At 67.7% G+C, this 13,331-nt stretch carries 12 protein-coding genes; 5 read left to right on the top strand and 7 right to left on the bottom strand.

Translation table 11 applies throughout. The features are described 5' to 3' along the window. Nucleotides 1-134: 134 nt before the first annotated feature. Nucleotides 135-2,060 carry a GDSL-type esterase/lipase family protein gene (locus tag ACYVG2_RS03385; protein WP_460779677.1) on the bottom strand — a complete coding sequence of 642 codons (1,926 nt, stop codon included), beginning with the start codon at nt 2,058-2,060 and terminating at the stop codon, nt 135-137. A 154-nt stretch (nt 2,061-2,214) separates the two neighbouring features. Between ACYVG2_RS03385 and ACYVG2_RS03380 the strand changes: the two genes are divergently transcribed. Next, the gene (locus ACYVG2_RS03380) at nt 2,215-2,835 is read left to right on the top strand and encodes a DedA family protein (protein WP_460779676.1); all 621 of its coding nucleotides are present in this window, start codon (nt 2,215-2,217) and stop codon (nt 2,833-2,835) included. A 9-nt stretch (nt 2,836-2,844) separates the two neighbouring features. After that, nucleotides 2,845-3,024, top strand: coding sequence for a DUF5302 domain-containing protein (locus ACYVG2_RS03375; protein WP_460779675.1), 180 nt, complete (start codon nt 2,845-2,847; stop codon nt 3,022-3,024). 56 nt (nt 3,025-3,080) lie between these two features. Here the strand turns inward: ACYVG2_RS03375 and ACYVG2_RS03370 are convergent, their stop codons facing one another. Then, the gene (locus ACYVG2_RS03370) at nt 3,081-4,517 is read right to left on the bottom strand and encodes a cation:dicarboxylate symporter family transporter (RefSeq protein ID WP_460779674.1); all 1,437 of its coding nucleotides are present in this window, start codon (nt 4,515-4,517) and stop codon (nt 3,081-3,083) included. 154 nt (nt 4,518-4,671) lie between these two features. On the opposite strand from ACYVG2_RS03370, the gene ACYVG2_RS03365 reads away from it, so the two are divergent. Continuing rightward, nucleotides 4,672-5,970 carry an ATP-binding protein gene (locus tag ACYVG2_RS03365; protein ID WP_460779673.1) on the top strand — a complete coding sequence of 433 codons (1,299 nt, stop codon included), beginning with the start codon at nt 4,672-4,674 and terminating at the stop codon, nt 5,968-5,970. Next, the gene (locus ACYVG2_RS03360; RefSeq protein ID WP_460779672.1) at nt 5,967-6,647 is read left to right on the top strand and encodes a response regulator; all 681 of its coding nucleotides are present in this window, start codon (nt 5,967-5,969) and stop codon (nt 6,645-6,647) included. Before ACYVG2_RS03365 ends, ACYVG2_RS03360 begins: the two co-directional genes overlap by 4 nt. 5 nt (nt 6,648-6,652) lie before the next feature. On the opposite strand, the gene ACYVG2_RS03355 is transcribed toward ACYVG2_RS03360, so the two are convergent. Together ACYVG2_RS03355 and ACYVG2_RS03350 are read right to left on the bottom strand one after the other, a co-directional pair. Further along, nucleotides 6,653-7,297: an FMN reductase gene (locus ACYVG2_RS03355; protein ID WP_448965343.1), complete on the bottom strand. Its 645-nt coding sequence runs from the start codon at nt 7,295-7,297 to the stop codon at nt 6,653-6,655. A 2-nt stretch (nt 7,298-7,299) separates the two neighbouring features. Beyond that, entirely contained in the window at nt 7,300-8,526 is a 1,227-nt protein-coding gene (locus ACYVG2_RS03350; protein WP_460779671.1) for an LLM class flavin-dependent oxidoreductase, read from the bottom strand. 130 nt (nt 8,527-8,656) lie between these two features. Between ACYVG2_RS03350 and ACYVG2_RS03345 the strand changes: the two genes are divergently transcribed. After that, nucleotides 8,657-9,793 (top strand): acyltransferase family protein, encoded by a 1,137-nt coding sequence (locus ACYVG2_RS03345; RefSeq protein ID WP_460779670.1) that lies wholly within the window; start codon nt 8,657-8,659, stop codon nt 9,791-9,793. Nucleotides 9,794-9,810: 17 nt separating this feature from the next. Here the strand turns inward: ACYVG2_RS03345 and efeB are convergent, their stop codons facing one another. The 3 genes from efeB to efeU are packed head-to-tail and all read right to left on the bottom strand — an operon-like array spanning nt 9,811 to nt 13,302. Then, the gene (gene efeB / locus ACYVG2_RS03340; protein ID WP_460779668.1) at nt 9,811-11,112 is read right to left on the bottom strand and encodes an iron uptake transporter deferrochelatase/peroxidase subunit; all 1,302 of its coding nucleotides are present in this window, start codon (nt 11,110-11,112) and stop codon (nt 9,811-9,813) included. 1 nt (nt 11,113) lies between these two features. Beyond that, entirely contained in the window at nt 11,114-12,346 is a 1,233-nt protein-coding gene (efeO, locus tag ACYVG2_RS03335) for an iron uptake system protein EfeO (protein ID WP_460779667.1), read from the bottom strand. Next, nucleotides 12,343-13,302, bottom strand: coding sequence for an iron uptake transporter permease EfeU (gene efeU / locus ACYVG2_RS03330; protein ID WP_460779666.1), 960 nt, complete (start codon nt 13,300-13,302; stop codon nt 12,343-12,345). The genes efeO and efeU overlap by 4 nt, the downstream gene beginning before the upstream one ends. Nucleotides 13,303-13,331: the final 29 nt, after the last annotated feature.

Below are 13,331 nucleotides of genomic sequence, written 5' to 3'. Positions count from 1 at the left end.
CTTTGTTTAGACTCGTCCGTCCGTGTGACGGGCGAGATCATACGTCAGCGCGCACAATGCGGCGCGCGTACTGCACACAGCAGTCCACTGTCAGCCTACCAGCGCGCGTGGAATTCGCGGATGACCTGGACGCCTCAGCGGGCTGCGACGCTGCGCATGGCCGACGACCTGCCGATGTAGACGTAGTCATCATGCTTGGCCACCCGACCGTCTCCGGCCACCCGGCCGCGCAGGCGCCGCCACACCCATGGCAGGGCGTGATGCTGCCACCACGCTGCGCGACTCGTGGAATCGACGTCGTGCAGGACCTGATCCAGCGCGCCGAGCGTGTCGGCGTGCGGCACGCCGAGCATCTCTCCTGCCTGGTAGGCGAGGAAGCGATGTCCGCGGCTGCTGAGGTGGACGAGGTCCTCGCCCCAGTTCGGTCTGGACGAGAGCACAGGGTGCAGGTCCGTGTCGATGAGGATGGCACCCGTGCGCTCCGCGATCGCGGCCAGTCGGCTGGCGAAGTCGGCGAACCGCCGTGTGAAGAGTCGCGCGGCCCGACGGTCGGGCAGGAAGGGCGTCACCAGGAGCACATCCGCGCCGTCGTCTCGCAGTGTGCGCACGACCTGCTCGACCTGCGCCGCCAGCGCGGCGACGTCGACGTGGGATTTCACGAGGTCGTTCGCGCCGATCAGGATGGACACGAGATCCGGCTGCAGCTCGCGCGCCCTGGCGAGCTGCTCCCCCGACACGTCGCGCACGCGCCGCGATCGCACGGCGAGGTTCGCATAGTGGAGGCCGCCGCGGGCTGCCAGCAGCAGCGCGAGACGATCGGCCCAGCCGCGCAGCGCGCCGTCGGGTGCAGGATCGCAGAGCCCTTCGGTCAACGAGTCTCCCAGTGCGACGTAGCGCTGCCAGCGGCGCCCCGATGTCGGACGCGCCGGTTCGGGCCTCCGGATGCGTGCGGCTCTCGTCCGCTGATCGAGATCGTGCAGTTCGCGGGCCTCCTCGAAGTGCCCCATCAACTGGTCGCACACCGCCTGCCAGCTTCGCCCCTCCACGGCGGCGCGTCCCGCGACGCCGAACGCCCGGCGCTTGCGCCCGTCACCGGCGAGGTCGGCCACTCGCATGCGGAGGTCGTCCAGATCTCCCGGCCGGAACAACCAGCCGTCGATGCCCATCCGCACCAGGTCGAGAGGACCGCCGCGGCCGGTCGCGACGATGGGAACGCCACTCGCGTGCGCTTCCTGCAGGGTCTGCCCGAACGTCTCGCTCTCCCCCGGATGCACGAAGATGTCGAACGATGCCATGGCGGTCGCGAGTGATTCCCCGTCGAGGTGTCCGAGGAACAGTGCATCGGTCAGTTCGGACTGCAGCCTCGCCTTCGACGGCCCATCGCCGACGATGACGAGACGCACACCCGGCATCCGATGCAGCACCCGAAGATCCTCGACCTGCTTCTCCGCGGCGAGCCGACCGACGTACCCGACGATGACCTCGTCCGGCGTCCGACGATTCAGCCGCTCGTCGCGCTGCGAAGGGTGGAATCGCTCGGCGTCGACGCCGCGTCCCCACCGGCGGATGCGGTCGACGCCGAGGTCGATCAGCTGGCGTTCGGACTCGCTCGACGGCGCCAGGGTCAGTGTCGCCCGGCGATGCAGCCGGACGATGTGGTTGCGGGCGAACGCCGTCGTGGCGGGAAGCCGGTAGCGCTCCGTGTACGCGGCGACATCGGTCTGGTAGGCGGCGACGGCAGGTATGCCGCGGCTGGACGCCGCGAGTGCGCCGCGCCATCCCAACGCGAACGGTGAGGCCAGGTGCACCACGTCGGGACGGAAACGTCCCAGCGATGCCGCGACGCGTCTCGTGGTCGCCGCGCCGATCCTGACGTTGCGGTACCCCGGCAGCGCCACGCTCGCCACCGGCTCGATGGGGGCCTCATGCATCACGGATGGGATGCCGACGGCATCCGGGGCGATCACGTGGGCCTCATGGCCCTCGCGCTCGAGGTGGCGCAGGATCTGCAGCACAGATCCCGTCACACCGTTCATGTGCGGCAGGAAGGATTCGGTCACGATCGCGACTCTCACGATCTCAGGATGACGCCACCGATCGCCGGCATCGGACAACGGCGGGCCCCGCACCTGAGTGTTCACCTGTTGCATGACTGTCCTTCACCGGCTGTCCCCGATTCCGTTTCCGTTCACCTTGGACGCGCAGAGTTGTCGCGTGATTCCGGAAGGGCTGCTCGATGCGGCGACAGGTCCCTGGGGCCTCGCCGTCATGGCGCTGCTCGTGTTCGGTGACGCGTTCCTCGTGGTCGTCCCCGGCGAGATCGCAGTGACGGCGCTCGGGGCGCTGTCGACGTCGACGGGAACGCCCCCGCTGTGGGCGGTGATCCTCTGCGCCGCGGCAGCGGCGGCCTGCGGAGACCTGCTGTGTTACGGGATCGGCCGGTGGGCTGGCCTGGAACGCTGGCGGTGGATGCGCAACGAACGTCTGCAGCGCGCGCAGCGCTGGGCGCGCGGGCGGCTCGAAGCGGGCACGGCGGTGGTGCTGTTCACCGCACGCTTCGTCCCCTTCGCACGGCTTGCGATCAACCTCGTCGCCGGGGCGACCCGGATCCCGTTCGCGCGCTACCTCGGCCTGGTCGTGCTCGCCGCGACGGGCTGGGCCACGTACCAGGCCGCCATCGGCGCGGTGTTCGCCGCGATCTTTCCCGACGCCCCCATCGTGTCGGTGCTGATCTCGATCGTCGTCGCCATCGGGCTCGGCGCATTGATCGACCTCATCATCCGCCGGCGCTCCCGTCGGCGGAACCCGGTCGCAGCGAACGAGCCGTCCGAGTAGGCTGGCGTCATGAGCACCGAAGAAGGCGCGGCCTCCTCGTCCGAGGAGATGAAGCGCAAGTTCAAGGAAGCGCTCGAGAAGAAGAACGCACAGCACCGCAACGGTGAATCGCACCTGGACGGCGACTCCGCCGTCCACGCGGCGAACGCGCCGCAGACGCGACGTGAGTTCCGACGCAAGAGCGGATGACCACCAAGAGGGCCACTCCCGACGGAGTGGCCCTCTTCCTCTTCTGAGGATTCGCCTCAGCCCTGAGCGCGTGCCTTCGCCCGCGCTTCCTTCGCCGCCAGCTCTCTCACTGCTGCCTCTTCCAGGCCCTGGGTGTCGACCGCGTCCGTCGCGGTCGACATTCCGTCGTGCGACGATCCGTCGATCATCGACTCGTCGAACGGCTCGCCGCCGCCGAGCACGCGTCGCGCCCGCTCGGGATCGATCTGCTTCGTCCAGGTTCCGATGAGAAGTGTCGCCACGGCGTTGCCGGTGAAGTTCGTGAGCGCGCGCCCCTCGGACATGAAGCGGTCGATCCCGACGATCACGCCGACCCCGTCGACGAGGTCGGGTCGGTACGCCTGCAGACCGCCCGCGAGCGTCGCGAGGCCGGCGCCGGTGACGCCTGCCGCACCCTTGCTGGCGATGATCATGAACAGCAGAAGTCCGATCTGCTCTCCGATCGACATCGGCTGGCCCATGCCTGCCGCGATGAACAGGGACGCCATCGTCAGATAGATCGCCGTACCGTCGAGGTTGAACGAGTATCCGGTCGGCACCGTGATCCCCACGACCGGCTTGGACACCCCGACGTGCTCCATCTTCGCGATGAGCCGCGGGAGCGCCGACTCCGACGACGACGTGCCGACGATGAGCAGGTACTCGCGGGCCAGGTACTTGATGAGCAGGAAGATGTTCAGTCGCGTGACGACGTACAGCAGCGTGCCGAGCACTCCGATGATGAACACGATGCACGTGACGTAGAACGCGACCATCAGAAGACCGAGGCCCCAGATCGCGGCGATGCCGGTCTTGCCGACCACGGCGGCGATCGCGCCGAACGCTCCGATCGGCGCGAGCCAGAGGATCATGCCGAGGATGCGGAACACGAGCAGCTGAAGCTGCTTCACCGCAGCCATGATCGGTGCTCCCTTGTCGCCGAGCCCCTGAACGGTGAAGCCGACCAGCAGCGCGATGAACAGCACCTGCAGAACGCTCTCACCCGTGAAGGCCGAGAAGAATGTCGTCGGGATGATGCCGAGGATGAAGTCCTGCGTGGACTTCGCCTCCGTGGTGGTCGCGTCGTACGACGCGCCGGCCATGTCCAGCCCGGTGCCGGGGTGGATGATGTTTCCCACGACAAGACCGATCGCCAGCGCGAACGTGGACATCAGCATGAAGTACAGGAGGGCGAGACCGCCGATCTTCCCGACGGTGGCCGCCTTCGCGATCGAACCGACGCCGACGACGATCGTGCAGAAGATGATCGGTGCGATCATCATCTTGATCAGCGAGACGAAGCCCTTGCCGAGCGGTTCCAGGCTCTGCGCGAACTCCGGCCAGATCAGGCCGACGGCCGCGCCGAGGACGACGGCGATGAGGACGGAGACGTACAACCAGGTGTGCTTGTCCCAGGAGCGTTTGCCTTTTCGCCAGTTGTAGCCGGGAAGCGAGAAGCTCGTCGTGATGGCCATGGGTTACCTCCGTGATCATGAACTGCGTCGTCACATGACGTCCGGCGAAGCGCCGGGTGAACGGGTCTCACCCTCCCCCGGGTTCTCAGACGGCCACCATTTGTGGTCGTATTGGTCGTGGCCCGTCGGGCCGACGATGCAGAAGGAGATCGCGATGACGCGTTCTGAGCGCGGCCGCAGCGCGGCATCCCACGTGTTCGTCGTCCTGCTCATCGCGGCGATCCTGGTGGGGGCCGTCGCCGCGGTGATCCTCGCTCTGCAGACCCAGCGCAGCGCACGGACCGAGGCCGAGAACCTCACCCGCGCGCTGGCGCAGGCGCTCGCCGACTCGCCGAGCGTCATCGAGGCCCTCGACGGCGACGATCCCGGCGCCGCGTCCGCCGCACTGCAGCCCTACGCGACCGCGGTCGTCGATCATTCAGCCCTGGACTTCATCACGGTGATGACGCCGTCCGGGGTGCGCGTCACGCACCCCGATCCCACACGGCTCGGGGCGCTCTACATCGGCACCATCCCTCCGGCAGCGGAGACTCTCACCGAGGAGTTCACCGGAACACTGGGCGCCTCGATCCGCACGATCACACCGGTGCTGAACGCTGAAGGGGAAAGCGTGGGGTGGGTGGCGGCGGGAGTCACTGTCGAATCCGTGGCCGAGTCGTTCCTCGGACGTCTGCCGTCGGCTGTCGCGATCTCCGCACTGATCATCGCCGCCGGTTTGCTCGGTGCGTACCTCGCACGTCGCTACACCCGCCGCATCGCGGGCGATCTGCCGGCTGGACGGGTGCGCGATGCCGTCGCGTCCTACGAATCGGTGCGCACACTCGGTGAAGCACTGCGCGCCCAGACGCATGAGCACGGGAACCGGATGCACACCGCGATCGCGCTGTTGGAGCTCGGGCGCACGCAGGAGGCGATCGAGATCCTCGCCGAGACGTCGAGGCAGAGCCAGTCGCTCGTGGATCAGGTCACGGCCAGGCGAGACGGCGACCCGACGGTGGGCGCGCTGCTGCTGTGCAAGGCCTCTCAGGCGAAGGAGCGCGGTGTCGAATGGTCGGCCGACATCGCGCCAGACGCACCGCGCTCGGCACTCGCGCCGATGGACAGCATCGCCGTGCTCGGCAACCTCATCGACAACGCCCTGGATGCGGCCGCTGCGGCGCCGGTGCGCTGGATCCGGGTCGTGGTCGGAGCCGCGCCGGACGGCGGAGTGGTGCTCGAGGTGTCGGACAGCGGCGCGGGCGTTCCCTCCGCGGTCCGGGAGCAGATCTTCCGGCACGGGTTCTCGACCAAGCCCGCCGGCGCCGACGGCAGAGGTGTCGGACTCGCGCTGGTGCGATCGATCGTGGACGAGGCAGGCGGGACCGTCGAGATCATGGACGACCCGACGACGTTCCGTGTGACGCTGCCGGGTGCGCGTGGGCCGCATGAGGCGACGAAGGGGCGGATGCCGTGATCCACACGCTCCTCGTCGATGACGATGCCCTCACCCTGGAACTGCACAGGGACTACATCGAACGCATCGACGGCTACGCGGTCGTCGGGGAATGCAGCAGCGCCCGCGCGGCGCTCAATGCCCTGATCGAGAACCCTCCGCCGGAGGGCATCGACCTGGTGCTGCTCGACATGACGATGCCCGACGGTTCAGGACTCGATGTCCTGCGTCATCTGCGCGCACGCTCGATCCCCGTCGACGTCATCGCCATCACGGGAGTCCGAGACGCGGAGACGGTGCGCCAGATGGCCGCGCTCGGGGTCGTGCAGTACCTGGTCAAACCGTTCACGTTCGCCACCTTCAGCGAGCGCCTCGAGCAGCACCGCGCCTACAGCGCGAAGGCCGTCGCCGCAGCCGGTCAGGCGAGCCAGGCCGAGATCGATGCGCTGCTGGGCGCATCACGGCCCACAGGGAGCATCCGAGTGCCGAAGGGGCTGTCGGCCACCTCGCTGGCCCGTGTGACCGCGGCCGCCCGTGCCGCGGGGGTGCTGTCGGCGAGCGAGGCCGCCGAACAACTGGGAATGTCGCGTGTGGCGGCGCGGCGTTACCTCGAGCACCTCGCCGATGAGGGCAGGCTCGAGCGCGCCGCCCGGTACCGCGGTCGGGGCCGCCCCGAGACCGAGTACCGGTGGCGCTGAGGGACCTACTCCCCCGCGAGCCCGCCGAGCAGGTGACCGAAGGATCGGCCCTCGCCCAGGTAGTTCGCCGGATCGAACGGGTCCTCGACGGCCGCCGCGTCCTTGCGGGCGATGGCGTCCGCGAGTTCTCCGGCACCCTTCTCCACCCGCTTCGCCAGTGGAGCGACGTCGTCTCCTGATCCACCCCAATCGCTGGACGCCGCGAACACTCCGGTGGAGACGGTCTCAGCGTGCAGGTAGGCGAACAGTGGACGGATCGCATAGTCGATCGCGAGCGAATGACGCGGCGTGCCGGCGTTCGCTCCGATCAGGACGGGCTTGCCGGTGAGCGCGTCGGGATCGAGCACGTCGATGAACGACTTGAACAGTCCTGAGTAGCTCGTGGAGAAGATCGGCGTCACCGCGATCACTGCGTCGGCCGAGTACACCGAGTTGAGCGCTGATTCGAGAGCCGCCGGCGCGAAACCCGTGAGCAGGTTGTTCGTGATGTCGTGCGCGAGGTCGCGCAGCTCGATCACGTCGACGGTGGCCTCGATGTCGTGCTCGGCGAGCCGCTTCACGGTCTCAGCCGCCATGCGGTCTGCGAGCATGCGGGTCGACGACGGGTTGGAGAGTCCTGCCGAGATGACGGCGATGCGACGCTCTGCCATGATCATGCGTCCTTCCGGCCGAGCCCGAACGACGCGCCTGCGGGCTCGGGGGTGTCCTGATATGGGGATCCTGCGGTGAGGTTGTCACCACGATTGGCGCCCGGCACCGCCTGGCGGGCAGGCCCGTCGCCGTACACGGCCTTCACCCGTGCGGCATGGGTGGGGGCATCCGGCACCGTCGCCGGGCGGTTCGTGGTGAGTTCGCGGCGCAGTGCCGGCACCACTTCGCCGCCGAGGATGTCGAGCTGTTCGAGCACGACCTTGAGCGGGAGGCCCGCGTGATCGATCAGGAACAGCTGACGCTGGAAGTCGCCGAAGGTGTCGCGCATCGCTGCGTACCGGTCGATGACCTGCTGCGGAGAGCCGACCGTGAGCGGCGTCATCTCCGTGAAGTCCTCCATGCTGGGACCGTGGCCGTAGACCGGCGCGTTGTCGAAGTACGGACGGAACTCGTTCACCGCATCCTGCGACTTGGCCCGCATGAACACCTGCCCTCCGATGCCGACGATCGCCTGCTCCGGTGTGCCGTGCCCGTAGTGCGCGTAGCGCTGGCGGTACAGCTCGATCAGGCGCTGGTAGTGCTCCTTGGGCCAGAAGATGTTGTTCGCGAAGAAACCGTCGCCGTAGTATGCCGCCTGCTCTGCGATCTCGGGCGTGCGGATCGATCCGTGCCACACGAACGGTGCGACACCGTCGAGCGGACGAGGGGTCGAGGTGAAGCCCTGCAGCGGCGTACGGAACTTGCCCTCCCAGTCCACGACGTCCTCATCCCAGAGCTTGCGCAGCAGCGCGTAGTTCTCGATGGCCAGAGGCAGGCCCTGGCGGATGTCCTTGCCGAACCACGGGTAGACGGGGCCGGTGTTTCCACGGCCGAGCATGAGATCGGTGCGCCCGTCCGAGATGTGCTGGAGCATGGCGAAGTCCTCGGCTATCTTCACCGGGTCGTTCGTCGTGATCAGCGTCGTCGAGGTCGAGAGGATGATGCGCTCGGTCTGCGCGGCGATCGCGGCGAGGGTCGTGGTGGGCGACGAGGACCAGAACGGCGGGTTGTGATGCTCGCCCACGGCGAAGACATCGAGGCCGACTTCTTCGGCGTGCTTCGCGATCGTGATCGCGTCCTTGATCTTCTGCCCTTCGCTCGGCGTCTCTCCCGTCACGGGGTTCTGCGTGATGTCGCTGACGGTGAAGAGTCCGAACTGGATGCCTGAGGTGTCGGTCTGCTCGCTCATGGTGTGCTCCGGGTTTCTCGAGGCGGATGCTGTCTGCATGTCGCTTCTATTCAAATGCATGTATATGGGACAACGCAACCCACGCAACTTTATTCCCGGTCTGCCGTGGAACGGCCGGTAGCCTCGGAGGATGAGCACTGCCGCACAGACGCCCACGGGCCCGATCACCGGGGGCATGGCGCGGCCACGCAGACGCGTGCCCTTCTGGGACAACGCCCGATACGCGTGCATCGTGCTCGTCGTCCTCGGCCATGCCATCCAGCGCCTCACCTACGACTCGAGCATCGCGATGGCGCTCTACCTGGCGTTCTACGCGTTCCACATGCCGGCGTTCGCGATCATCGCCGGGTACTTCTCGAAGTCCTCGCCGCCCACTCGCAAGCAGATGGCGAGGGTCATCACCGACATCCTGGTCCCGTATGTGATCTTCGAGCTGCTGTGGACCCTCACGAAGTGGCTCGTGGAGGGCCAGGCCGAACCCAACCTCACGAAACCGTCGTGGACGCTGTGGTTCCTGCTCGCCCTCGGGATCTTCCGACTGGTCCTGCCCTATCTCGCCCTGCTGCGCTGGCCGTTGGTGTGGAGCGTGCTGATCTCCGTGGGTGCCGGCTACCTCAGCAACGTCGACAGCACCTTCTCGCTTTCGCGCACACTGGGCTTCCTGCCGTTCTTCGTGCTCGGATGGTGGCTGCGGGAGCACGACCTCGTGAACCGCTTCCGCCTGATCGACTTCAGGCCCTGGTGGCTTCGCGTCGTCGCGCTGCTCGTCTTCGCCGCAGACGCGTACGTGGCGTGGACGTGGGTGGACCTGTGGGAGAGCATGAGTCTCGACAAGTGGTTCTTCTACAACGACACCTACGTCGACCTCGGGGGTGACGAGTGGTGGTCAGGTGGGATCCGCCTGCTGCTCATCGCGATCGGTCTCGTGCTGAGCGCCGCATTCTTCGTGCTGATCCCCCGTCGCGAGCAATGGTGGACGAAGTTCGGTCAGTACACGATGTACGTGTATCTGCTGCACTCGTTCGTGCTCTACCCGTTCCGAGAATCCGGCATCCTGCGCGACGCGGAGCCGACCTGGATCTGGTTGCCCACCGTGATCCTCCTGTCGGTGCTCATCGCCGTCGTGCTCGCGACGAGGCCGGTGCGGTGGCTCTTCCGACCGCTCGTCGAACCGCGTGCGCGCTGGCTGTTCTCCGATGCGCGACTGTCGGCCGATGTGTCCCGCCGGGACGATCCGACAGGGTCTCGGCGCTCTCGCGATGGCTGATCCGTCGAAGGCGCTGCTCAGTCGAAGAGCTCCGCGCCTACGTACGAACCGTTGCGCGCTCCGGAGGGGACGGCCCACACACCCGAGCCGACGTGCCGGATGTACTCGTTCATGAGATCGGTCGACAGCGAGCGCTGCAGCGCGATGAACTGTTGGGGATCACGCTGGTACGAGAGGAAGAACAGCCCGGCATCGAGTCGTCCGAGACTGCTGTTGCCGTCGACGTAGTTGTAGCCGCGCCTGAGGATCCGCACCCCCGCGTTCTGCGATGGATGGGCGAGGCGCACATGGCTGTTCTCATCGATCGCGGCCTTCGTGAAGTCGGGGTCCGTGAACTCGTGCCCTCCGGACAGCGGCGCCCCCTCCCCCTTGTCGCGGCCGATGATCCGGTCCTGCTCGGCCAGGCGCACCCGATCCCACGTCTCGACGATCATCGCGATCCGCCGGGCAACGAGATAGGAGCCGCCTCGGAGCCACTGCGGCTCATCGGATGCCGCGACCCAGACATGCTCGTCGAGCGCGGCCGCATCGTCGGAGAGGATGTTCGCCGTGCCGTCCTTGAAACCGAACAGGTTGCGCGGCGTGGCCTGATCGGTGGTCGTGCGCGAGGTACGGCCGAATCCGAGCTGCGACCAGCGCAGCCGTGCGCGCCCGAACGCGATCCGGCTCAGGTTGCGGATCGCGTGGACCGCGACCTGCGGATCGTCGGCGCACGCCTGGATGCAGAGGTCTCCGTCGGACGTCTCCGGGTTCAGATCGTCGCCGAGGAACGCAGGAAGCCGTTCGAGGCCGGCCGGACGCCTGTCCGCGATCCCGAAGCGATCGCCGTCCGCGTTCTCGAACAGTGTCGGGCCGAAACCGATCGTGATGGTCAGGCCGCTTGCGCTGAGTCCCTGAGCCTCCCCGGTGTCATCCGGCGGGGTCTGCGCGTCGCCGCCCACCGCGCCCGTCGCGCTGACCTCGAGGCCCTGGGTCATGCGCGATGCCGCGTACGACCAGTCCTGCAGGAGCGTGACGAGGTCGTCACGGTCGCTGCGGGGCATCATGTCGAACGACGCGAAATGCAGGTGATCCTGGACGGGAGTGGTGATACCGGCCTGATGGGCGCCGAAGAAGGCGAAGGGCGCGTCGGTCGCCGAGCGTTCACGCTCCCGGCCGATGGCGATGCCTCCGGCGAGTCCTGCGCCCACCCCGACGGCGAGGCCGGCCGCACCGCCACCCAGCGCGAGTCCGAGCAGACCGCGACGGCTGAGGCCGGTCGGCCGGGCCTGGTCGGCCGGCGGGGCCGGCTCGGTGTTCGGATCCGTGTGATCGCTCACGTCAGGAGAGCACCGTTCCGGTCAACTGCGAGAGCGGCTCGGCCAGCGCGTTGAGCAGATCAGTGAGCTCGCGCTTGTCTTCATCGGTGAGCTCGCCGTATCCGATGAACCCCGACGTCAGCGATCCCTGTTCGGCGAGGGACTCCTCGAGAGCCGCGTACCCGGCGTCGATGTCGTCGACCAGCGCCGCGCCCTCATCGCCGGTGGATTCCGCGAAGTCGCGGACCAGATCGAACGCCATCCTCGATCCCTCGACGTTGGCGGCGAAGTCCCACAGGTCAGTGCCGGACCACCAGTCCTCCTCGCCGCTGATCTTCCCGGTCGCGACCTCGTCGAGCAGCGCGATCGCGCCGTTCGAGATGCCGGCGATGCCCTGTTCGTCGAGCGCGTCGACGAAGTCGTCGGAGTGCACGTAGTCGTAGAGCTCCTGCACGTCGGCGATGAGCTGATCGCCGAACTCGCCGCGCTGCTCGTTCGTCGACGGAGCCCAGTCCTGCCATGCAGGCGTCTCGGCGTCGGCGTTGAGCGCATCCGCAGCGGGGATCCAGAGGTCCTTCTCGATGCGGTGGAAGCCTGTCCAGTCCAGTCCTTCGGCGACGGCATCCACTTCGCGGTAGTCGATGCGAGGATCGAGGTCGCCGAGCGATTCCGCGACCGGCTCGATGCGCTCGTAGAAGGCCCGGACCTGCGGGAACAGCGCGCGAGCGGTGTCGTCGTCGTTGGACTCGTACGCGGCGATGAACTCGTCGAGCGCCGGGACGAGCTGTCCGACCTGGTCCTTCACGAACGCGGCGTATAGATCGACGGCCTTCTGCTTCTGCGCGGCGTCCTCTCCTTCGACGGCGACGGCCTCACCGGAAACGGTGAACGCGGAACGTCCGACGCCGTCACCGATCATCCCCGGCTTGCAGACCGTGAAGTACTCGCCAGGCTGGGCGACGACGGTCAGCGTGCGCGACGCGGACGGAGCGATGTTCTCCACCTCGCCGACGATGCGCAGTCCGTCGGATGCAAGCAGGTAGAACTCGCTGACCTGACTGGAGTCGTTCGTGACCTCGAACGTCAGCGTGCCGCTGGTCGCCGCCGAATCCGACACAGCGCAGTCGGAGTCGGAGGACGAGACCTGCAGCGCTGCGGCGTCGGCGACATCTGCCTTCGCTACGCAGCCCGATAGGACGAGTGCGGCGGCGCCTGTGGCGGCCAGAGCACCGAGAAGTCGGGTCGGCATGGTCATGGTGCTCCTTGTGGTTCGGTGAGTGTCGGAGAGTTCGAGAAGTCGTCCCGCGCCGGGGCGATCTGCCGCCCCAGCGCCGAGCTGCGTGCGCCGACGATGCCCCTGGTGAAGAGCGAGCCGACGACGAGGAGGTAGACGAGCCAGGCCAGCACCTGGATCCAGGTCATCGCCGGCATGAAACCGACCGTCGCCTGGAGCACGGTGGCGAGCACTCCGCCCGGCGCGATGGCGGCGCTGACGTCGAACGCCCAGCCGAACGGGAAGGCGCCCCACCCGACCGCCACCGTATGGGTCAGAGCATCGACCGGAGCGGCATCGGAGAACGGACCGGGAATCACACCGGCCTCCTGCAGATCCATGACCGCGTAGGCCAGCACCCCGGCGGCGACGATGATGAGGAATCCGCCGGTCCAGAGGAAGAAGCGGCGCAGGTCCAGACGGACCGCCCCGCGTGCGATCAGAGCACCGACGAGCACAGCGCACACGAGGCCGAGCAGCGCTCCGAGCAGAGCGGCGGGTGCGTCGCCGAACGACTGCACCATGGACCACAGCAGCAGAGTCGTCTCGATGCCCTCTCGTGCCACGGAGACGAATCCGATCGCCACGATCGCCCACAGCCCGCCCTGCGCGAGAGCACGGTCGACACCACGCTCGAGTGTCCGCTTCATGGTGCGTCCGGCCTTCTGCATCCAGAAGATCATCCACGTCACCATCGCCACTGCGAGCAGCGAGAGGCTGCCGCCGATGATCTCCTGCGCCTCGAACGTGAGCGAGTTGGGTCCGAAAGTGAGGACCGCGCCGATGCCCAGCGCCAGTGCGATCGCGAGGCCGATGCCCGCCCACATGCGGGGCAGTACGTCGCCTCGGTCGAGCCTGCGGAGATACGCGATGAGGATGCCGACGACGAGCGCGGCTTCGAGTCCTTCGCGGAGCCCGATGAGGAAGGTGGCGAGCACAGACGGCGCACTTTCTGCAGCGATTAGGT

Source organism: Microbacterium shaanxiense, assembly GCF_054779995.1.
This window is presented reverse-complemented; position numbering and strand designations above follow the sequence as displayed.